The sequence below is a fragment of the Kineococcus sp. NPDC059986 genome (assembly GCF_040702905.1).
In the GTDB taxonomy this organism is placed as follows: Bacteria; Actinomycetota; Actinomycetes; order Actinomycetales; family Kineococcaceae; genus Kineococcus.
Genome location: NZ_JBFBND010000002.1, coordinates 150,551 through 170,800, shown reverse-complemented (window position 1 = coordinate 170,800; position 20,250 = coordinate 150,551). Strand labels below are relative to the sequence as shown.

The window sequence follows — 20,250 nt, the reverse complement described above, 5'->3', positions numbered from 1 at the left end:
CCTCCTCCGGGTGGCGGAGCCGAGCGTGGGTCGCGGCGCGGTCACGATCCTGCGTGCAAGCCGCGGAGGACGTGTGGACGCTCCCGGGCCCCGGCGGACTCCGCTTACCCTGGCCGCATGGCCCCTCGCTCCACCCAGCACACCCGGCGCCCGGTCTTCCGCCTGCTCGCCGCGTTCGCCGCGGTCAGCGCGGCCGGTGGCGTGCTCAGCGCCGGGCTCGTCGTCCCCGCCGTCGCCGCGACGGGGAGCCTGACGAGCGAGGGCGTCGACATCTTCAACGAGCTCCCCGCGGACCTGGGCGACAAGACGCTGTCCGAGGCGTCGACGATCACCTACGCCGACGGCACGCCGATGGCCAAGGTCTACGACCAGAACCGCTCGGTGATCTCCTACGACCAGATCGCCCCCGTCATGCGGGACGCGATCGTCTCCATCGAGGACGACCGGTTCTACAGCCACGGCGCCGTGGACGTGAAGGGCATCGTCCGCGCGCTCGTCTCCAACGCCGGCGGCGGCAGCACCCAGGGCGCCTCGACGCTGACGCAGCAGTTCGTCAAGAACGTCCTCGTCCAGCAGGCCGTCCAGCAGGGCAACTCCCAGGCGGCGGCGGCCGCCGTCGAGGCCGAGGGGGTCGACGGCTACGCCCGCAAGCTGCGCGAGATGAAGCTCGCCATCGGGGTCGAGAAGGAGATGTCGAAGAACGACATCCTCGCCGGCTACCTCAACGTGTCGTACTTCCAGAACAACGTCTACGGCATCGAGGCCGCGGCGCAGTACTACTTCTCCACCTCCGCTGCCAACCTCACCCTGCCCCAGGCGGCGCTGCTCGCCGGGATGGTGCAGAACCCGGCCGCGTACAACCCGGTCAAGTACCCCGACGCCTCGGTGAAGCGGCGCAACATCGTCCTCAACCGGATGCTCGAGCTCGGCAAGATCGACCAGGCCGCCCACGACGCGGCCGTGGCGGCGCCGGTGGGCCTGAACCCGAACCCCAGCCGGCAGGGCTGCCTCGCGGCCGGCAGCGCGGCCTACTTCTGCGACTACGTCGTCCACGTCATCGAGAGCGACCCCGCCTTCGGGGCCACGCCGGACGACCGCCGCAACCTGCTGCGTCGCGGTGGGCTGACGATCAAGACGACCCTCAACCCCGTCGTGCAGAACATCGCCCAGACCGCCGTGAACAACGGGGTGAACCCCGGCCAGGACGTGCGCTCGGCGGAGTCGATCGTCGAGCCCGGGACGGGGAACATCCTCGCGATGGCGCAGGACACCACGTACTCGCCCGACGAGGACCAGATCGGCGTCACGACGCTGAACTACAACGTCGGGCAGTCGATGGGCGGCACCGCCGGGTTCCAGCAGGGGTCGACGTTCAAGCCGTTCACCCTCGCGACGTGGCTGAAGTCGGGCCGGTCCCTGGACTCCAGCGTCGCCGCGCCCAGCTCCGGCAACGACCCGTTCAGTGCCTTCAAGGCCTGCGGCCAGAAGCTGCGCGGTGGCCGCTACACGTACAGCAACTCTGAGGGTGGCGGGAACGGCGGGTCGATGACCGTCCGCCAGGCCACGGCCCAGTCGGTGAACACGGCGTTCATGTCGATGGAGAAGCAGCTCGACATCTGCGACATCACGGCCACGGCCCAGTCCCTGGGCGTCTACAAGGCCGCCCCGACGAAGAACTTCCTGACGGGCGAGAAGAACCTCGACCTCGACCAGAACCCGTCGATGACGCTGGGGACGAACCTCGTCTACCCGCTCGAGATCGCGGGGGCCTACGCGGCCTTCGCGGCCGAGGGGAACTTCTGCAAGCCGACCGCGATCCTCGAGGTGCAGGACACCAACGGCAAGCCGCTGCAGATCCCGTCCGCGGACTGCAAGCAGGTCCTCGACCAGAACGTCGCGCGCAACGTCACCGAGGCGCTCCGGCTCGGCTGGACGAGCGGGACCGCGCAGGGTGTCGGCAAGGGCGTCATGGACGGCCGCCAGGTCGCGTCCAAGACGGGGACGACGAACGACAGCCAGAACATCTGGTTCGCCGCCTACACGCCTCAGATGGCCGGTGCCGTCTGGGTCGGTCACCACCAGGGCGTCAAGTCCCTGAACTACGCGCGCATCAACGGCCGCCGCGTGGGTCGCGTGTTCGGCGCGACGATCCCCGGGCCGATCTGGGCGAACTCCGTCGGCAACGCGCTCGACGCCCTCAACGCGCCGAAGCTCACGTTCACGGACGGCACGAACGACGGCCTCAAGACGACGACCGTGGACGGCAAGATCAAGGTGCCCAGCGTCGTCGGCCGCAGCGTCTCCTCGGCGACGGCGGCCCTGCAGGCCGCCGGCTTCCAGGTGTCGGTCGCGAGCGGCCGGGTCCAGTCGGCCAGCGTCCCAGCGGGCCTCGTCGCCGCGCAGAGCGCCCGGTCCGCCGCGGCCGGCGCGACGATCACCATCACCCGCAGCTCGGGCGCCCCGCCCGCGCCGAGCCCCTCGCAGCCCGCGCCGGCGCCGTCCTCTGACGCTCCGGGGATCCAGCTGCCGTCGGACCTCCCGTCGCTGCCGTCCCTGCCGCAGGCGCCCACGGGGCAGTAGTTCCGCGGAACTCCTGACCTGTGAGGAGAGGCCCGGTCCGCCCTTGAGGGGGACCGGGTCTCTCCACGTCCGGGAGGACCGACAAGCGCGGAGGGGGCGGACGTGCAGGTCGCGACGATCGACGGATCCGTGTCCACCGACCGGCTGTCGTCGACCCGACGCCACCCCTGCCAGCCTGGAGCCCCCCGACCGAGGAGGTTCCCGGTGACACCGCTCGTCGACGACCTGACCGTCGTCCTGCTCGACCCGCACAGCGGTCGGCCGCTGGTCGACAGCACCCGGTTCCGCGCCGTGCTCGGCGGGGCCGTCCTCCTGGAGCTCGCGCTGCGCGGGCGGCTCGTCGCCGAACCGTCCCGGTGGGGCGGCGACAAGGTGCAGGTGCACGACTCGTCCCCGACGGGCGACACCGTCTTGGACCGGGCCCTGGAACGTCTCGGTGACCGCCGCACGGCGGCGACCGCGGCGGTCACCCGGGCCATCGGCTGGCGGACCGGTCAGGAGGTCCGCGCGCGGCTCGTCGCCCGCGGTGCGGTGCGGCACGAGCCGGGCGGGTTCCTGCGCTTCTCGCGGGACCTGCCCGACCCGGCGGTGCGCGAGCCGCTCGTCCGGGCCGTCGCCGTCGCGCTCCAGGGGGAGCGGCCGGTCTCCGTGCGGACGGCGTCCCTGGTGACCCTCGTCCACTCCGTCGGCGCGGTCGGCAAGCTCGTCCCGGGGCACGGTTGGTCGCGCAAGGAGCTCGACGCGCGCGTCGCCTCCGTCGCCAAGGCCCTGGAGGCCGACCAGTGGGCCGGCAGCGCCGTCGCGGCGGCCGTCCGGTCCGCTCAGGCCGCCGTCACCGCCGCGATCGTCGCCAGCACGACGGCGGCCTCGACGGGGGCGGCCTCGAGCTGAGTCTCGAGTTGAGTCAGGCCTGGAGGCGGGCCCGCACCGCGCCCGAGAGGCGCTTGCCGTCCGCGCGACCGGCGACCTTCGGCTTGAGCTGCGACATGACCGCACCCATCGCGCCCATGCCCGTCAGGCCCTCGCCGGTCGCGACGAGGACGGCCTCGTCGACGAGTGCGGTGAGTTCTTCGTCGGTCAGCGGCGTCGGCAGGTAGGTGTCGATGACGCCCAGCTCGCCCCGCTCGCGCTCGGCCTGCTCGACGCGACCGGCTCCGTCGTAGGCCTCGGCCGCCTCGCGACGCTTCTTGGCCTCGCGCTGCAGGACGGTGACGACCTCGTCGTCGGAGAGCGTGCGCGCCGTCTTCCCGGCGACCTCCTCGCCGCGGACCGCGGTGAGCACCATGCGCAGGGTGGCCGACCGCAGCTCGTCGCGAGCCTTCATGGCGGTCGTCAGGTCGCTCTGCAGGGTGTCCTTGAGGGTGTCGCTCATGGGGGCGATCCTCCCACCCCCGTCGAGGGGTTTCTCCGAGCGCGCGGCAGGATGATCGGATGCCCAGCGCTGCCGGAGTCCTCAAGGCCACCGCCGCCACCGTCGGCCTCGGAGCCCTCGCCGCGGGTGCGGGCCTGGGGTACGCGGCCGGGTACGAGGTGCGGGCGTTCGCGCTGCGGCATGCCGTCGTCCCCGTCCTGCCCGTCGGTGCGCGCCCCCTGCGGGTGCTGCACCTGTCCGACCTGCACCTCGTGCCGCGCCAGCACCGCAAGCGCGAGTGGGTGGCGGCGCTCGCCGACCTCGACCCCGACCTCGTCGTCACCACGGGCGACAACCTCGCTTCCCTCGACGCCGTCCCGGCCGTGCTGGAGACGTACGCGGGGCTGCTGGAGCGCCCCGGGGTCTTCGTGCTGGGCTCCAACGACTACTGGGCGCCGCGGCCGCGCAACTGGGCGCGCTACCTCAAGGGGCCGTCGAAGATCCCGATGCCGGAGGAGATCCCCCGGCTGCCTACCGACGACCTGGTGCGGGGCTTCACCGACGCCGGCTGGGTCGACCTGGACAACGTGCGGACGCGGTTGACGGTGGCGGGGCTCGACCTGGAGTTCGTCGGCGTCGACGACCCCCACCTGCGCTACGACCGGTACCACGACGTCGCGGGCAAGGCCGCCGCCGATGCGGACCTCACCATCGGCGTCACCCACGCCCCCTACCGCCGCACCCTCGACGCCATGACGGCCGACGAAGCGGGGCTCATCCTGGCGGGTCACACCCACGGCGGGCAGTTGTGCGTGCCGGGCTTCGGGGCGCTGGTGACGAACTGCGACATCCCGCGGAAGCAGGTGTCCGGGCTGTCCCGCTGGTCCGCCGCCGGCCACGACGCGTGGCTGCACGTGTCCGCCGGGCTCGGGACGTCGCCGTACGCGCCCGTCCGCTTCGCCTGCCGCCCCGAGGCGACGCTGCTGGAGCTCGTGCCGGTGCGCTGACCTACGGCCGGGTGGGGACTGGTGCGGAGCACCGTCCCGCGTGGGCTACTCTTGTCGAGGTCGTTGAGGCGGCCATCGGGGTGTGGCGCAGCTTGGTAGCGCGCTTCGTTCGGGACGAAGAGGCCGCAGGTTCAAATCCTGTCACCCCGACCCACGTAGTTGTAGCGCAGAGGCCCGGAACCGCGAGAGCGGGGCCGGGCCTTCGTCGTGTGCGGGGCCAACGGCGTGACGGTCGCCGGATGCCAGTACTCGCTGTGCGCTGAGCGCGTACAGTGGTACATGTTCCCGTACCACGAACCGATGGAGGGGTCATGGCCATCACCGTCAGTGAAGCCCGAGCACGTCTCTTCCCGCTCATCGAGCAGGTCAACGACGACCAGGCCGCCGTCGAGATCACCTCGAAGAAGGGGACGGCCTACCTCGTCTCGGAGGACGAATACCTGTCCCTCCGCGAGACGGTGTACCTGCTGCGGTCTCCGCGCAACGCTGAGCGGTTGCGCGAAAGCCTCGCCGAGGCCCGCGGCGGCGGCGCTCGGCCACGTGACCTCGTCGAGCCCGGCTCCACTCCGCCTGCCGGGGCGTGAAGGTCGCGTTCACCTCCCACGGCTGGGAGGACTACTGCAGTTGGGGCGCCGACCGGAAGACGCTGCAGAAGATCAACCGCATGATCGAGGAGTCGTGGCGCGACGCTGGCCAGGGCATCGGGAAGCCAGAACGACTCGCCGGTGACCTTGCTGGGCTGTGGTCGCGGCGGATCACGGACGAGCACCGCCTCGTCTACGAGGTGGTCGACGGTGCGGTGGTCGTCCATCAGGCGCGGTACCACTACTGACGGTGCTAGGCCTGTGACCGCGTGCCGGCCCCCGCCGAGAAGCCCTCGGGCGTCGGGGGCTGTGATCGACCCCGCTGGCGCAGGCTGCAGGAGAACGATCGACGAACATGGTGCCGACAGCGTGCGATCCGGGAGCCCCAACGGCTCCGCGAGGTTCTCCGGTCGGGGGTCGTCGCTCAGCCCTCGATGGCACGCCGTGCGTGCTGTCTCGCGGCACCCACCAGAAGCAGGAGCACGGCCACCGCGAAGAGGGTGAACAGGAGGGCGCTGGCTGCCACCAGCAGCAGGGCGATCCACAGCGCCATGCCGAGATCGATGGCCCCGAACTGGCTCCACACCCGCACTGCGGGAAAGGCGAGCGACGTCAGACAGGTGGCTCCGAAGAAGCCCTTCGAGCACCTCAGGACGACGTCGATGGTCGGATCCCGACGTGAGCACATCCGCAGGGTCGACCACGCTGCGCAGGCGAACACGCCCGCACCGACCTGAAGAGGGACGACTGTGGCGTACTCGATGCCCACGCTGGATCCCTTCCGTGGTCGTGCCAGAAGTGCCCTGGGTCCGAGACGCGGATGGTGAGAAACCGTCACTGTCGGCACTCCATCGTCAACCGGTCACGTCAGCTGCTCACGCGTCCGTGGCGACGATCGCCCGGTCGAGCCACTCCACCATCAGGCTCCGTTCGCATCCAGTCAACCCCGGCAGCACATCCACCGTCGCCCGGAACGCGACGGTCCGCGCCACCCCGTCCTCGACGGGCGCGGCGTCGGTGAGGATCGCGCGGGACACGGCCTCCCACAACGCCTCTGCGAGCCCGAGGTCGCTGTCGGCGGCGGCCAGCAGGGTCGTCACCGCTCCCGTCCCGGCGGCGTGGACCATCGCGACGGCGCGAGGCTCGGCGACGCGCAACCGTCCGGCGGCGGCGACGCGGTGCACGCGGGTCCGGAGCACCTCCAGGCCCGCCTCGGTGGCGGGGGAGGCGGCGGCGCGTTCGGGGTCGTGGAGGAAGCGGAAGAGGGCGGGGTTGGCGAGCCCGAACTCGACGTGGGCGCGCCAGCCGGCGTGCAGGTCCTCGACGGGGTCGCTCTCCGTCGCCTCGACGTGCGCGGACTTCTCCGCCACGTATGTGTCCATGACGTGCTCGGCCACGGCCTCGAGGAGACCGTCCTTGTCCCCGAAGAGCCGGTAGATCGCCGGCGCCTGCATTCCCGCCGCTTGCGCGACGGCGCGGGTGGTCACCGCGGCGGAGCCTTGGTCGGCCAGCAGGCTGGCGGCGACGCGGATGAGGCGCAGGCGGACGCCGCCGCGGTCGACGTCCTCGGTCGTGATGGGCACTGATCGATGGTAGCGCTCGATCGTTTCCGCGGTTACAGTGCTTCCACCGGTACCGATGAGACGGTACCGCTGGAAACGAGGAGCTCCCATGATCATCGTCACCGGTGCCACCGGGCAGCTCGGGTCGCGCGTGGTCCGCAGCCTGCTCGACCGGGTCCCGGCGGAACGGATCGCGGTGAGCGTCCGGGACGTCGACGCGGCCGGCGACCTCGCGGCGCGGGGCGTCCGCGTCCGCGCGGCCGACTTCACCGATCCCGACTCCCTCGCCCACGCCTTCGAGGGGGCCGAGCGCGTGCTCGTCGTCTCGGCCGCGATCCGGGGCCCGGAGCTCGCGGCGCGGGCCCACCGCGCGGCGATCGACGCGGCCCGGTCGGCCGGGGCGGAACGGGTGCTCTACACGAGCCACCAGGCGGCCTCGCCCACCTCGCAGTTCGGCCCGGCACGGGGACACGCGGCGACGGAGGCCCACCTGGCGGCGGGTGGCTCCCACACCATGCTGCGCAACGGGTTCTACGCGACGACGGTCCCGTACCTCCTCGGCGACGCCCTCACGACGGGGATCCTCACGGCCCCCGCCGACGGCCCGGTGTCCTGGACCGGCCACGACGACCTCGCCGAGGCGGCGGCGCTCACGCTGCTCGACGACGACCCGGTCGACGGTCCGACATCGGCGCTCACCGGACCGGAGGCGCTCGACCTCGCCGACGTCGCCCGCCTGCTCACCCAACTCACGGGGCGCCCGGTCGAGCGGGTCGTCGTCGACGACGAGCAGTGGCTGGCCGACCAGGTCGCGGCCGGGGTTCCCGCGGGCGCCGCGGAGTTCACCCTCGGCATGTTCCGTGCGTCCCGCGCCGGTGAGTTCACCGTCGTCGACCCGACGCTGGCGGAACTCCTCGGTCGTCCCGCGACCCCGCTGCGCACTGTGCTGGAGGCCGCGGTCAGTGCGCGGTGACGGACGCGCGTTCCGCGGCGGCGCCCACCCGGGCGAGCAACGCGGGCACCAGGTAGGCGTAGCTCGACGGGGTCAGGGGTTTCGTCCACTGCCCGCGCCGCACCGCGGCCGGCAGCGGCAGACCCAGGTCGTCGAGGAGTTGGTCCAGCACCGCGAACGACCCGCTGGGCACCTGCTGCTCCCGGTGGACGGCGGCCTGCCGGTGGGTCAGGTGGAACCGGTGGCCCGTGCGCCGCACCTCCTCCCGCGGTCCCGCGGGGACGACACCCGCGAGGTGACCTGCGAGCCAGACGGCGCCGACCTCGGCCGACAACGGGCTGCGGTAGGTGTTGCCCCAGCCGGCGAACGCCAGACGGGCGACGTCGGCGGGCAGGATCCTGCGGTGCAGGGACAGCACGCCGTCCTCGTCGAGGAGGCGTTCGCGCACGGCGTCGTCGAGGAGGGAGAGGTCCTGCTCGAAACCCGTCGCGGCGACCACGACGTCCGCGGGCACGCGGGAACCGTCGGACAACTGCACGTCGCCCGCGCCGAGGGCCGTGATCGACCGTTCCCGCTTCACGGTGATGCGGCCGTGCCGGACGGCCTCGAAGAACCCGTCGGTCACGAGGCTGTCCGAGGACGGCAGGGGAGCGGTGGGCAGCAGGCCGATGCCGCGCAGACCGGTGCGGCGGGCCACGTGCTGCGCCACCGACCACAGGGCGGCCCGCCGCAGGGGCGCGTCCACAGCGGCCATCAGCGCGCGGCCAGGGGTCGAGCGCTCGGGCGCCATGAGGTGTTCCCCGAGCCGGGTCAGCAGCAGGTGGCGGAACGTCAACGGCCCGGCGATGCGCTTGGGCACCTTCCACCGCACGGCCCGCGCCACGACCGTCGTCGACCGCGCCGTGCGCGACGCGGCCACCGCCACGTCGCACGCCGTCTTGCCCCAGCCCACGACGACGACGTCCCGCCCCGCGAGCACCTCCCCGTCCCCGAGCTGCGTGGGTTCGACGACCTGGCCGCCGGTGGCGTCGAACACGTCACGGCCCGGCCAGTCCGGCACGTGCGGCGTCGAGAACACGCCGTTCGCCAGCACGAGCCAGTCCACGTCGAGGACGGAACTGCCGCCCCCGTCCGCCACCTCGACCGACCAGCCGTCGCCGGCGGGGACGGCGCGGGTGACGGTCGTGCCCACGCGGATCCGGTCGCGCACGCCCTTCACCTCGGCGTAGTGCTCGAGGTACGCGCGAACGTGGTCGCCCGTGGGGTGCAACGGGAAGTCCGCCGGCATCGGCACGTCCGAGAAGGCGTACGACACCCGGTCGTCCTGGGTCGACACGTCGGGGTAGCGGCGGGTGGCGCTCCACACCCCACCCAGGTCCGGCGCCTTCTCCAGCACGGTGACCTCGTGGCCGAACTGCGTCAGCACGGCGGCGGTCACCAGCCCCGACGGTCCGGCCCCCACGACAGCGATCCTCATGGATCCCAGCGTCGGACCCCTGGTTGCCGTCGGGAACGGCAGTCACCCGTTCGTCGGGAACCCACCTGCGCCGAACCGGTGGTTCGTCCCCCGTCCGGCCCTGCGCGGACGCACCGGGTCATCGACCTCACCCGTCTGCACGCCGCAGCATCGGGGCAGACCACCGCAGACGACCGAGGGGGCGGGCGCCGCATGGACCTGCAGATCACCGAGCACCGGCAGCTCACCGCCGTGCAGAAGCTCGCGCACGACTGGCGGGCGCTGCACGACGCCGCGGGCGAGGCCAACCCGTTCACCGGACCCGACTGGGCCCTCACGTGGCTGGACCACTTCGCCGGCGACCCCCGGCACGAACCCTGCGTGCTCGAGGTCCGCGACGGCGACCGCCTCGTCGGCCTCGCGCCGCTCTACCGCCGGTCGGTCCTGCGGGGTCTGGCGACGGTCGTGCAGCCCATCGGCACGGGCAGCCTGTGGATCGGGCCTTACGAGCAGCCCGCCCTGCTGACCGACCCCGGGTGCGCCCGCGACGTCGCGCGCGCCGTCGTCGGGCACCTCTGCGCCGACCCGACGAGCTGGGACGTCGCGCGGTTCGCGCTGGGGGAGAACGTCCCGTGGTTCGAGCCGGAGTGGTTGCCGGACTGGTCCTTCACCCTCCTGCAGCGCCGCACCAGCCCCTCGGCCGTCCTGCGCCTGGAGGGCGTCGAGAACGTCTACGCCGGCCGGCGCAACCTCAAGGAGTCGCTGCGGCGCGCGCGGAACCGTCTCACCCGGGACGTCGGCGCCGACGCCTGGTCGGTCCGGCGGGTCACCGACCCCGCCCAGCTCCCGGCGGCGTTCGACCGGCTCGTCGCCCTCCACGGGCAGCGCGCGCAACTGCGCGACGGCCGACCCGTCCACGCGGACATCTACGCCGACCCCCGTGTCCTCGCCTACCTGCGCGACGTCGTGACCCGGTCCGGCGAGCACGGCGGTGCGAGCGTCTACGAACTCCTCGTCGGCGACGCCGTCGAGGCGAGCCAGCTCGTGCTGCACACCCGCACGGCCAGCTACTCCTCCACGTCGGGAGTGTCCGACCGGGCGTGGCCGTACTCCGCGGTCACGTACCTGCTGTCGCTCGCGGTGAAGGACGCCCAGGACGCCGGGCACCGGCTGCTGAACCTCTCGACGGGTCCGAACCAGGCCAAGCTGCGCTGGACCGACGAGGTGCGCACGTCACAGGAGTTCGCGGTCGTCGGCCCGCGCCGCCGGTCCAAGGCGCTGATGGTGGCCCTCGACGCGCACGCCGTGCTCGCCGGGTTCGCCGAGGCGCGGCGCGCGCACCGGGTCTGACGGTCAGTTCCGGGACGCCTTGACCCGGTTCTCCACGAGGCCGAGCACCACGTCGGTGGCCTTGCCCAGCAGGGCGAGCAGGATGATCGCCAGCATCACCTGGTCCGTGCGGGACGTGTTCTGCCCGTTCGTCATCTGGTAGCCCAGTCCGATCGAGGACGAGATCAGCTCGGCCGCGACGAGGAACAGCCAGCTCTGCGCCAAGCCCAGCCGCAACCCGGACAGCAGCGCGGGAGCGGTGGCGGGCAGGAGGATCGACGTGAACAACCCGAGCCCGCGGCGGCCGTACGCGCGGCCAACCTCGACGAGGGCGGGGTCGAGGTGCGTCAGGGAGGACAGCACCGTCGTGTAGACGGGGAAGAACGCGCCGATCGCGACCAGTGTGATCTTCGGGGGTTCCCCCAGTCCGATCCACAGACCGAGCAGGGGAACCCACGCCAACGAGGGCACCGCCCGCAAGGCCCCCAACGTGGGGGAGAGCAGCCGGTAGGCGACGGAGGAGGAACCCGTCAGCCCACCCAGCACGAGACCGGCCGCCGCGCCGGCGGCGAACCCGAGCAGGACCCGCTGCACGCTGATCGCGACGTTCAGCTGCAGCGCACCCGTCGCCCACAACTGCTGCGCGGCGGTGAGGACGGCGGCCGGGGACGGCAACTGGCTCGGCAGGAACAACCCCGCGGCCGTCGTGACCCACCAGGCCACCAGGAGGGCGGCGGGGACGACGGCCCCGAGCCACCGGTGCGACCTCGCCCGCCGGGCCGGGGTGCTGTCCGCGGTCGCCGGCGCCGCACCGGCGTCCAGCACGCTCACGCAGCGCTCGCCTTCTGCGCGAACTCCGGCACCAGCAACGTGTCGAGGGCCTTGCGCGCCGCGTCCTCCGACGGCACGTCCCCGGTCGCGGCCATGAGCGGCACGATCCCCGACAGCACCGTACGCTGCGCGTCGCCGGGAACCCCGTCGAGGTCGAGCGTCGTGCGTTCCAGGACACGGGCGGCGACCTCGGGGGACAACTGCGCCGTCGTCGCGTAGAGGGTGGCGAGGTCGGCGGGGTTCGACAGCGCCCACGCCCGGGCCTTCGCGTACGCGTCGACGACCTGCTGGACCAGGTCGGGGGAGTTCTGGACGAACTCCTCGCGGGCGTTGAGCACGCCGTAGGTGTTGAAGTCGACGTTGCGGTACAGCAGCTTCGAGCCGGACTGCAGCTCGGTGGCGGCCATGTTCGGGTCCAGACCCGCCCACGCGTCGACGTCCCCACGTTCGAGGGCCGCGCGGCCGTCGGCGTGCTGGATGTTGAGGATCTCGACGTCGGACCCCGACAGACCGGCCTGGGCCAGGGCCTGCTGCAGGAAGAAGTACGGGTCGGTGCCCGTGGTGGCGGCGATCTTCGCGCCACGCAGCCCGGCGACGTCCGTGACGGTCGAGTCCTTCCCCACCACGAGGGCGGTCCACTCCGGCTGGGAGTAGACCTCCACGGTCTGGACGGGGGACCCGTTCGTGCGGGCCTGCAGGACGGCCGACCCGGCGGTGGAGGCGAGGTCGAGGTTGCCGTTGCGGAGGAACTCGTTGGCCTTGTTGCTGCCCTGGGACTGCTCCCACTGCACGGTCAGCCCGGCGTTCTCGAGGAGCTTCTGCTCGCGCACGACGAGGCTCAGCGGGTTGTAGAGGGCGTAGTCCAGGCGTACCCGGTCACCCCCGCCGGACGCGCCGCCGCTCGCAGGGGCGGGGCTGCCGGAGGACGACTCGCCCTGCACGCAACCGGTGGCGGTGAGGGCGAGACCGCCGAGACCGAACCCCAGGAGGGCGCGACGGGTGGTCGAAGTGGCGGACGAGGACGCGGACGAGGGCAGCGTGGACACAGGTCTCCCGAGACGTGGGGGGTGAGGGGTGCGGGGTGCGTCAGGCGGAACGCGGGACGCCGAGCAGGTGGAGCAGTTCGACGCGCAGCCGCGCCGTGGCGGCGTCGGCGCGGTCGCGCGGACGCGGGGCGTCGACGACGAGGTCGCGGACGACGCGGGCGCCGTCCTCCGACGAGTCCTCGTCGCGGCCGAGCACGAGGACGCGGTCGGCCAGGTGCAGCGCCTCGTCGACGTCGTGCGTGACGAACACGACGGTCGCGCCGGTCCCGCGCTGCACCTCGTCGAGGAGGTCCTGCATCTTCAGGCGCGTCAGGGCATCCAGCGCCGCGAACGGTTCGTCGAGCAGGAGCACGCCGGGCCGGCGGACCAGCGCGCGGGCCAGGGCGGTGCGCTGGGCCATGCCGCCGGAGACGCGGCGCGGCGTGTGGTCGGCGAACTCCTCGAGCCCGACGACCTCCAGCCAGCGCAGCACCTCGGCCCGGCCGTCGGCGCGGTTCGTGCCCCGGGGCAGGCCGAAGGCGACGTTCCCGGCGAGGTCGCGCCACGGCAGCAGCCGCGGCTCCTGGAACACGACGGCCGTGCGGGGGTCGACGCCGTGGACGGGCCTGCCGGCGACCTCGACGGTCCCCGAGGACGGCGTGTCGAGCCCGGCGACCAGCCGCAGCAGCGTCGACTTCCCGCAGCCGGACGCGCCGACGAGGGCGACCGTGCTGCCCGCGGCGAGGTCGAGGTCGAGGGGCGCGATGACCCGGCGGCCGCCGAAGGAGCGGCTCACACCGCGCAGGCTGACGGCGGCGGCGTCGACCCTCGTCGCCGCAGGCGCGGCGGACGTCGGGGCGCTGGGTGTCCAGGGTGTGGTGGTCACGATCTCCTCCATCGGTCCCGGCATGAGCACCACACCTCACGAGGAGGCGGTTGCTGCGGCGTCGTCGAGCCAGGTCTCTCGGCCGCTCTGGATGGTGCGGCCACTGTAAGCCAGCTGTGGGCCGCGCGCCGAACCGGTCGCCGAGGGAGGCACGCTCGGGCACCCTGGCGAGGTGATCGACCGCCTGCCCTCGCCCGACGCCGTCGCCCTCGACGGCCCGGTGATGATGCACCAGCACTGGGACGACCTGGCCTTCCTGCACTGGGCCGTCGACCCCGAGCGCGTCGCCCCCTTCATGCCGCGCGGGGTGCGTCCCGACGTCCTCGACGGCGCCACCTACGTGGGGCTCATCCCCTTCACGCTGCGCGGGGCGGGACCCGGCCGGCGGGTGAGCGTGCCGTACGCGGGGACGTTCCTCGAGACCAACGTGCGCTTCTACTCCGTCGACGACGAGGGCCGGCGCGGTGTCGTGTTCGCGAGCCTGGACGCCAGCCGGCTCGCGGTCGTCCTGGGGGCGCAGGCGGCCTTCGGCCTGCCCTACCGCTGGTCCTTCATGCGCCACGCGATCCGCGTCCAGGACGGGGTGCGGGAGCTGCTGTGGACGTGCCGCACCCGGTCCGGGGTCACGAGTCGCGTCGCCGTCCGCGAGGGCGGCCCCGCCGTCGACGACCTCGGGGTGTTCCTGACCTCGCGGTTCGGGCTGCACGCCGGGCACCTTGGCCGGACGTGGTGGATCGCCAACGAGCACGAGCGCTGGCCGTTGCGCTCGGCGCAGCTGCTGGAACTCGACGACGGGCTCGTCGCGGCCGCGGGGGTCGACGTCGCGGGGCCGCCGGACCACGTGGCGTTCGCGCGCCGCGTCACGACGCGGTTCGTCCTGCCCCGCCCGCTCTGAGCCTGCGCGCGTCCAGCGGCCGAGGGCGGCGGGGTGCTGCGGGAACTCCGACGTGGCATCCTCCGTTCACCGTTCAGCACACCTGTCCCCGATCCCGACACCAGGAGAGGACCGCCGCCGCCGATGTGCGACGACGATCACGCCGACGACCCTTCAAGTCCCTGCGCGGGTGCGCCCGGCCACGGTGAGGTGACCCCGTGACCGACGTGCTCGCCCTGCTCCTCGGTGTCGTGGTGGTCCTCCTGATCACCGCGGCCACGGCCTACTTCGTGGCCCAGGAGTTCGCCTACATGTCGGTGGACCGCTCGGGCCTGCGGGTCCGCGCCGAGTCCGGTGACCCGGGCGCCGAACGGGCGCTGAAGGTCACGCGCCGCACGTCCTTCATGCTCTCCGGAGCCCAGCTCGGCATCACCGTGACGGGCCTGCTCGTCGGGTACGTCGCCGAACCCCTCATCGGGGAGTCCCTCGGTTCCCTGCTCGGCGGCGCCGGCGTCCCGGCCGGGGCGGGCGTGGCCGTGGGCGGTGTCATCGCCCTGGTGTTCTCGACGATCGTCCAGATGCTCTTCGGCGAGCTGTTCCCGAAGAACCTCGCCATCGCGAAGCCGGAACCGGTGGCCACCTGGCTGGGCCGCTCGACGCTGGTCTACCTCAAGGTGTTCGGCGGGCTGATCTGGTTCTTCGACCAGTCCTCCAACGCCCTGCTGCGCGCGCTGAAGATCGAACCCGTCCACGACGTCGAGCACGCCGCGACGCCGAAGGACCTCGAGGCCATCGTCGAGGAGTCGCGCGAGAGCGGGGACCTGCCCGACGACCTCGCCGTCATGCTCGACCGCATCCTCGACTTCCCGCAGCAGGACGTGGAGCACGCGATGATCCCGCGTTCGCGCGTCGACACCGTCGACGAGTCGGCCGACCTCGGCCTGGTGCGCGCGCTCATGGCCGTCGGCCACTCCCGCTACCCCGTGCTGGCGACCGGTTCGGGTGACGTCCTCGGCGTCGTCCACCTCACCGACCTGCTCGCCACGCAGGAGGACGACAGCGCCCCGGTGACGCGCATCATGCGGCCCGCGCTCGTCGTCTCGACGCTCACGCGGCTGCCGGACGTGCTGCGGCAGCTGGGGGAGTCCCGCAACCAGCTGGCCTGCGTCGTCGACGAGTACGGCGGGTTCTCCGGTGTCGTCACCGTCGAGGACCTCGCCGAGGAACTCGTCGGCGAGATCACCGACGAGCACGACGAGGACGACCCCACGTACGTCCCCGTCGAGGGCGACGGCGTGTGGGAGATGTCCGGGGAGGTGCACGTGGACGAGGTCGAACGCTCCCTCGGCGTGGACCTGCCCCCCGGGGACTACGAGACGATCGCCGGTCTCGTCATCGCCGCCCACGGCGGGCTGCCCGAGAAGGGCACCGAACTCGACGTCGACCTGCCGGTCGACCTCGGCGAACTCGACCCCGAACCCCAGCGGCTGCACATCCGCGTCCTGTCCGTCGAACGGCACGTGCCCGGCCGGGTGCGGCTGGAACTCACGGGGGCCGCGGTCACCGCGGACGCCCAGGACACCACGGAGGAGGTGACGCATGACTGACAACCCGGTCGTCGTCGTCGTCGCGACCATCGTCATCGTCGCCGCGAGCGCCTTCTTCGTGGCCGTCGAGTTCGCCCTCCTGGGGGCCAAGCGGCACCGCCTGGAGGACGCCGCCGGCACCGTCTCCGGACGCGCCGCGCTGCGCAGCTCGCACGAGTTGACCGTGCTGCTGGCCGGTTCGCAGCTCGGGATCACCGCCTGCGTGCTGCTCCTGGGGGCCATCAGCAAACCCGCCGTGCACCACTGGCTCACCCCGCTGTTCGAGTCCGCCGGCCTTCCGGTCGTCGCGGCCGACGTGCTCGGTTTCGTCCTCGCGCTGTTCGTCGTGACGTTCATCCACCTCGTCGTGGGGGAGATGGCGCCGAAGTCGTGGGCCATCGCCCACCCCGAGCGGTCGGCCCTGCTGCTGGCCGTGCCCATGCGCGGGTTCATGTGGGTGTTCCGGCCCGTCCTGAAGCTGCTCAACGAGTCCGCGAACGTGCTCGTGCGCAGGGTCGGCGCCGAACCCACCGAGGAGGTCGTCGTCGGGCACAGCCCGGACTCGCTGCGGCACCTGCTGGAGCACTCGACGAACGTCGGGGCGCTCGACGCCAGGTTCTCCGCGCAGCTGTCCGGGGCGCTGGACCTGCAGCGGCTGACCGTCCGCGAACTCCTGCGTCCGGGGGCCACGACGGCGAGCGTGCCGGCCGGTGCGACCGTGCAGCAGGTCCGCGACCTGGCCCGCAGTTCCGGCCACCTGCGGATCCTCGTGGGGTCGCCCGAGCACCTGCACGGCATCGTCCACGTCCGGGACACCCTCACCGAACCGGACGAGGCGCCGACCGACGACTTCGTCCGCCCGGTGTTCGCGCTCGACGGCGGCACGACGCTGCACGTCGCGCTGGCGCGGATGCGGGAGACGAGCAACCACCTGGCCGTGGTCACCGACGGCGGCCGCGTCGAGGGCGTCGTGACCCTGTCGGACGTCCTGCGCCGGGTGTTCCCCTCGCCCGCCACCGCCTGAGCCCGGCCGTCCGGCGGGTGGCACCATCGGTCGCGTGAGCGAACCTGAGGTCCCCGTCTGGGAGAAGCGGTTCCGGGCCGGTCGTGTCGGCCTGCCGGAGTGGGCGCTCGAGGCGCCCGACCGTTGCGTCGTCACCGCCAGCGTCGCGGGAGTGCTCGAGGTGCACTCCTTCGACGTCGGCACCGGTGAGCTGCGCCGGCTGACCGACCGGCCCGAGGGGACCTCGAGCGCGACGATCGACGACGCCGGGCGGTTCGTCTGGTGGTTCGACGACACCGCGGGCGACGAGTACGGCGTCTGGCGGCGCCAACCCTTCGGCTCGGCCCCCGGTGAGGGTGTCGAGGACCCCCTCGGGTTGCCCGCCGCCTACCCGGCCGGGCTCGCGATCGGCCGCAGCGGAACCGTCGTCGTCGGTTCGCAGGACGACGAGTACGGCACCCGCATCGACGTCGTCTCGGGGGGCACGGCGCGCCGGTTGTACGAGCACCGCGAGGACGCCTGGGCCGGGGACCTGTCCCCGGACGAGCAGTGGGTGGCGATCGCGCACTCCGAACGCGGCGACTCCCGGCACCCCGACCTGCGGGTGCTCGCGCTGGCCGACGGTTCGACGGTGGCCGAACTGTCCGACGGACCGGGCAAGGGCGTGTCCCCGCTGGGGTTCTCGCCCGTGCCCGGTGACACCCGGCTGCTCGTGGAGCACGAACGCGCGGGTCGGCCCGAGCTGCTCGTCCTCGACGTCGCGACCGGCCGGGAGGTGCCGATCGCGCTCGGGGTTCCCGGTGAGGTCGCGGGGGCGGAGTGGACGCGCGACGCCTCCGGGCTCGTCGTCCTCCTCGACCATGAGGCCCGCACGCTGGCGTACCGGGTCGACCTCGGCGACGGTGGGGTGACCCCGGTCGGTCCGACGACCGGCAGCATCGGCGGTGCCACGGCCCGCCCCGACGGCGACGTCTGGTTCACGTGGTCCTCGGCCGCGCAGCCCTCGACCGTCCGCCGCCTCGACGGGTCCGTGCTGCTGCGCGCCCCCGGTGAACCCGCCCCGCCGTCGGTCGACGTCTCCGACGTCTGGGTCGAGGGTCCCGGCGGCCGGATCCACGCCCTGCTGCGCGTGCCCGCCGGTGCGACCGGCCCGCTGCCGACGGTCGTCGAGGTGCACGGCGGGCCGACGGCGCACGACGCCGACGCCTTCCGGCCGTACTGCGCGACGTGGGTGGACGAGGGGTTCGCCGTCGTGCAGGTGAATTACCGCGGCTCGACGGGGTACGGGTCCGCCTGGCGCGACGCGCTCGAGGCGCGCGTCGGTCACGTCGAGCTCGAGGACGTCGCCGCGGTCGCCGACCACCTGGTGGCCGCCGGGATCTCCGACCCCGCGCAGCTGGTGCTGGCCGGGGCGTCGTGGGGCGGTTTCCTCACGCTGCTCGGGGTGGGGACGCAGCCGGACCGCTGGGCCGTCGGGCTCGCCGGGGTTCCCGTCGCCGACTACGTCGCCGCCTACGAGGACGAGATGGAGGGGCTGAAGGCGTTCGACCGGTCGCTGTTCGGCGGCTCCCCGGAGCAGGTGCCGGAGAAGTACGCCGACTCGTCGCCGCTCACGTACGTCGACGCCGTCCGCGCCCCGGTGCTCGTGCTCGCCGGCCGCAACGACCCGCGCTGCCCGATCCGGCAGATCGACAACTACCTCGAACGCCTCGCCGCCCGCGGTGCGACGCACGAGGTGTACCGGTACGACGCGGGGCACGGGTCGCTGCTCGACGACGAGCGGGTGCGGCAGATGCGCGTCGAGCTCGACTTCGTGCGGCGGCACCTGCCCGCCTGAGCGTTCCGCGGCCGCCCGGGTTCCGCATCGTTGAACCCTCGCTCTCGTTCATCGAGAGCGAGGGGCCAACGATCCGCCCCCGCCCACCCCCGTTCGCGGCCGGGTCAGCCGAAGAACGTCAGGTACAGCAGCGCCACGTTGAGCGCCACGACGAGCCCGACGGCGACGACCGCGAGCACCCGCGTCAGCGGCCGGTTCACGTGCTCGCCCATGAGGTCGGGCGAACTCGTGAGCCGGACGAGGGGGACGAGGGCGAACGGGATCCCGAAGCTCAGGACGACCTGGGAGACGACGAGCGCGCGGGTCGGGTCGACGCCGATCCCCAGGCACACCAGGGCCGGGATCAGGGTGACGACCCGGCGCACCAGCAGCGGGACCTCGATGCGCAGCAGCCCCTGCATGATGACCGCGCCCGCGTACGCCCCCACCGAGGTCGAGGCGAGCCCCGAGGCGAGCAGGCCGATCGCGAACAGCAGGGCGGCGCCGGTCCCGAGGTGGGTGGCGACGGCCGCGTGCGCGCCCTCGAGGGTGTCGGTCCCCTCGACCCCGCGCAGGGCGGACGCGGCCAGCAGCAGCATCGAGATGTTGACGAGCCCGGCGACGACGAGCGCCGCGACGACGTCCACCCGGGTCGCGCCGAGGATCCGGCGGGTGTCGCGGGCGGCGACGGTGCCGTGGTGGTCGCGGGCCATCGCCGAGTGCAGGTAGACCGCGTGCGGCATGACGGTCGCACCGAGCATGCTGGCGGCGAGCAGGACGGTCTCGGCGCCGTCGAAGCGGGGGACGAGGCCGGCGAGGGCCTCGCCCGGGTCCGGCGGGGACACGACGACCCCGGAGACGAACCCGATGACGATGACCACGAGGAACCCCATGATCACGGCCTCGAACCGGCGGATGCCCGTGCGGCTCTGCAGCAGGAGGATGAAGACCGACACGACGCCCGTGACGATCCCGCCCACCAGCAGGTCCCAGCCGAAGAGCAGGTGCAGGGCGACAGCCCCGCCGATGACCTCGGCGAGGTCGGTGGCGATGGCGACGAGTTCGGCCTGGCCCCAGAACGCCAGCCGGGCCTTGCGTCCGAGCCTGTCCCGCAGCACCTCCGGCAGGGTGCTGCCGCTGACGACCGCGAGCTTGGCCGACAGGTACTGCACGAGGACGGCCATGCCGTTGGCCGCGACGAGCACCCACAGCAGCAGGTAGCCGTAGCCGGCGCCGGCCGTGAGGTTGGCGGCGACGTTGCCGGGGTCGACGTAGGCGATGGCCGCGACGAACGCGGGGCCGAGCAGGCGCAGCAGCCCGGACCGGCCGGGGCGGGCGGGCGCGGTGGCGCGGGCGTCCGTCGTCATGCCACCATCATGCACGAGAGTTCGGTGCGCCGAACTCTGGT

Annotated in this window: 19 protein-coding genes, 1 tRNA gene and 1 riboswitch; of the genes, 12 read left to right on the top strand and 8 right to left on the bottom strand. The window is 73.0% G+C overall.

From position 1 onward, the window contains the following. The first annotated feature begins 117 nt into the window (after window positions 1-117). Entirely contained in the window at window positions 118-2,580 is a 2,463-nt protein-coding gene (locus tag AB0637_RS02830; RefSeq protein WP_366169641.1) for a penicillin-binding protein, read from the top strand. Window positions 2,581-2,784: 204 nt separating this feature from the next. Continuing rightward, window positions 2,785-3,471: a GPP34 family phosphoprotein gene (locus AB0637_RS02825; protein WP_366169640.1), complete on the top strand. Its 687-nt coding sequence runs from the start codon at window positions 2,785-2,787 to the stop codon at window positions 3,469-3,471. A gap of 13 nt (window positions 3,472-3,484) precedes the next feature. On the opposite strand, the gene AB0637_RS02820 is transcribed toward AB0637_RS02825, so the two are convergent. Beyond that, complete coding sequence (locus AB0637_RS02820; protein WP_366169639.1) at window positions 3,485-3,952, bottom strand: GatB/YqeY domain-containing protein; 468 nt, start codon at window positions 3,950-3,952, stop codon at window positions 3,485-3,487. A 59-nt stretch (window positions 3,953-4,011) separates the two neighbouring features. On the opposite strand from AB0637_RS02820, the gene AB0637_RS02815 reads away from it, so the two are divergent. The 4 genes from AB0637_RS02815 to AB0637_RS02800 all read left to right on the top strand — a co-directional run bounded on the left by AB0637_RS02815 (window position 4,012) and on the right by AB0637_RS02800 (window position 5,770). Continuing rightward, on the top strand, window positions 4,012-4,938 hold the full coding sequence (locus AB0637_RS02815) for a metallophosphoesterase (protein ID WP_366169638.1): 927 nt from the start codon (window positions 4,012-4,014) through the stop codon (window positions 4,936-4,938). A gap of 76 nt (window positions 4,939-5,014) precedes the next feature. Beyond that, window positions 5,015-5,088, top strand: a tRNA-Pro gene (locus AB0637_RS02810). 161 nt (window positions 5,089-5,249) lie between these two features. Further along, window positions 5,250-5,522 carry a type II toxin-antitoxin system prevent-host-death family antitoxin gene (locus AB0637_RS02805; RefSeq protein ID WP_366169637.1) on the top strand — a complete coding sequence of 91 codons (273 nt, stop codon included), beginning with the start codon at window positions 5,250-5,252 and terminating at the stop codon, window positions 5,520-5,522. Then, on the top strand, window positions 5,519-5,770 hold the full coding sequence (locus tag AB0637_RS02800) for a Txe/YoeB family addiction module toxin (protein ID WP_366169636.1): 252 nt from the start codon (window positions 5,519-5,521) through the stop codon (window positions 5,768-5,770). Before AB0637_RS02805 ends, AB0637_RS02800 begins: the two co-directional genes overlap by 4 nt. A gap of 176 nt (window positions 5,771-5,946) precedes the next feature. Here the strand turns inward: AB0637_RS02800 and AB0637_RS02795 are convergent, their stop codons facing one another. Beyond that, the gene (locus AB0637_RS02795) at window positions 5,947-6,291 is read right to left on the bottom strand and encodes a hypothetical protein (RefSeq protein ID WP_366169635.1); all 345 of its coding nucleotides are present in this window, start codon (window positions 6,289-6,291) and stop codon (window positions 5,947-5,949) included. 106 nt (window positions 6,292-6,397) lie between these two features. Further along, entirely contained in the window at window positions 6,398-7,105 is a 708-nt protein-coding gene (locus tag AB0637_RS02790; protein ID WP_366169634.1) for a TetR/AcrR family transcriptional regulator, read from the bottom strand. Between the two features lie 88 nt (window positions 7,106-7,193). On the opposite strand from AB0637_RS02790, the gene AB0637_RS02785 reads away from it, so the two are divergent. Beyond that, window positions 7,194-8,057, top strand: coding sequence for an NAD(P)H-binding protein (locus tag AB0637_RS02785; RefSeq protein ID WP_366169633.1), 864 nt, complete (start codon window positions 7,194-7,196; stop codon window positions 8,055-8,057). Here AB0637_RS02785 and AB0637_RS02780 read toward each other — a convergent pair. Then, entirely contained in the window at window positions 8,044-9,513 is a 1,470-nt protein-coding gene (locus AB0637_RS02780; protein WP_366169632.1) for an NAD(P)/FAD-dependent oxidoreductase, read from the bottom strand. The two genes, AB0637_RS02785 and AB0637_RS02780, sit on opposite strands and share 14 nt — an antisense overlap. Window positions 9,514-9,705: 192 nt before the next feature. Here AB0637_RS02780 and AB0637_RS02775 point away from each other — a divergent pair, with 192 nt between their 5' ends. Then, window positions 9,706-10,842, top strand: coding sequence for a GNAT family N-acetyltransferase (locus tag AB0637_RS02775; protein ID WP_366169631.1), 1,137 nt, complete (start codon window positions 9,706-9,708; stop codon window positions 10,840-10,842). 3 nt (window positions 10,843-10,845) lie between these two features. On the opposite strand, the gene AB0637_RS02770 is transcribed toward AB0637_RS02775, so the two are convergent. Genes AB0637_RS02770 through AB0637_RS02760 form a run of 3 tightly spaced genes read right to left on the bottom strand, consistent with a single transcriptional unit; the run spans window position 10,846 to window position 13,482 of the window. Then, complete coding sequence (locus AB0637_RS02770) at window positions 10,846-11,652, bottom strand: ABC transporter permease (protein ID WP_366169630.1); 807 nt, start codon at window positions 11,650-11,652, stop codon at window positions 10,846-10,848. Continuing rightward, window positions 11,649-12,698: an aliphatic sulfonate ABC transporter substrate-binding protein gene (locus tag AB0637_RS02765; RefSeq protein WP_366169629.1), complete on the bottom strand. Its 1,050-nt coding sequence runs from the start codon at window positions 12,696-12,698 to the stop codon at window positions 11,649-11,651. Before AB0637_RS02765 ends, AB0637_RS02770 begins: the two co-directional genes overlap by 4 nt. A gap of 40 nt (window positions 12,699-12,738) precedes the next feature. After that, on the bottom strand, window positions 12,739-13,482 hold the full coding sequence (locus AB0637_RS02760) for an ABC transporter ATP-binding protein (RefSeq protein WP_366169752.1): 744 nt from the start codon (window positions 13,480-13,482) through the stop codon (window positions 12,739-12,741). 86 nt (window positions 13,483-13,568) lie between these two features. After that, a riboswitch (SAM riboswitch) is annotated at window positions 13,569-13,661 on the bottom strand. A 74-nt stretch (window positions 13,662-13,735) separates the two neighbouring features. Between AB0637_RS02760 and AB0637_RS02755 the strand changes: the two genes are divergently transcribed. From AB0637_RS02755 to AB0637_RS02740, 4 genes are all read left to right on the top strand, one after another. Next, complete coding sequence (locus AB0637_RS02755) at window positions 13,736-14,458, top strand: DUF2071 domain-containing protein (RefSeq protein ID WP_366169628.1); 723 nt, start codon at window positions 13,736-13,738, stop codon at window positions 14,456-14,458. Window positions 14,459-14,655: 197 nt separating this feature from the next. Next, entirely contained in the window at window positions 14,656-16,044 is a 1,389-nt protein-coding gene (locus tag AB0637_RS02750; RefSeq protein ID WP_366169627.1) for a hemolysin family protein, read from the top strand. Next, window positions 16,037-17,047: a hemolysin family protein gene (locus AB0637_RS02745; protein ID WP_366169626.1), complete on the top strand. Its 1,011-nt coding sequence runs from the start codon at window positions 16,037-16,039 to the stop codon at window positions 17,045-17,047. The genes AB0637_RS02750 and AB0637_RS02745 overlap by 8 nt, the downstream gene beginning before the upstream one ends. A 34-nt stretch (window positions 17,048-17,081) precedes the next feature. After that, the gene (locus tag AB0637_RS02740) at window positions 17,082-18,863 is read left to right on the top strand and encodes a prolyl oligopeptidase family serine peptidase (RefSeq protein ID WP_366169625.1); all 1,782 of its coding nucleotides are present in this window, start codon (window positions 17,082-17,084) and stop codon (window positions 18,861-18,863) included. Window positions 18,864-18,967: 104 nt separating this feature from the next. Here AB0637_RS02740 and AB0637_RS02735 read toward each other — a convergent pair whose 3' ends face one another. Beyond that, a complete protein-coding gene (locus tag AB0637_RS02735) occupies window positions 18,968-20,209 on the bottom strand; it encodes an Nramp family divalent metal transporter (protein ID WP_366169624.1) in 1,242 nt (413 codons plus the stop codon). Window positions 20,210-20,250 lie beyond the last annotated feature (41 nt).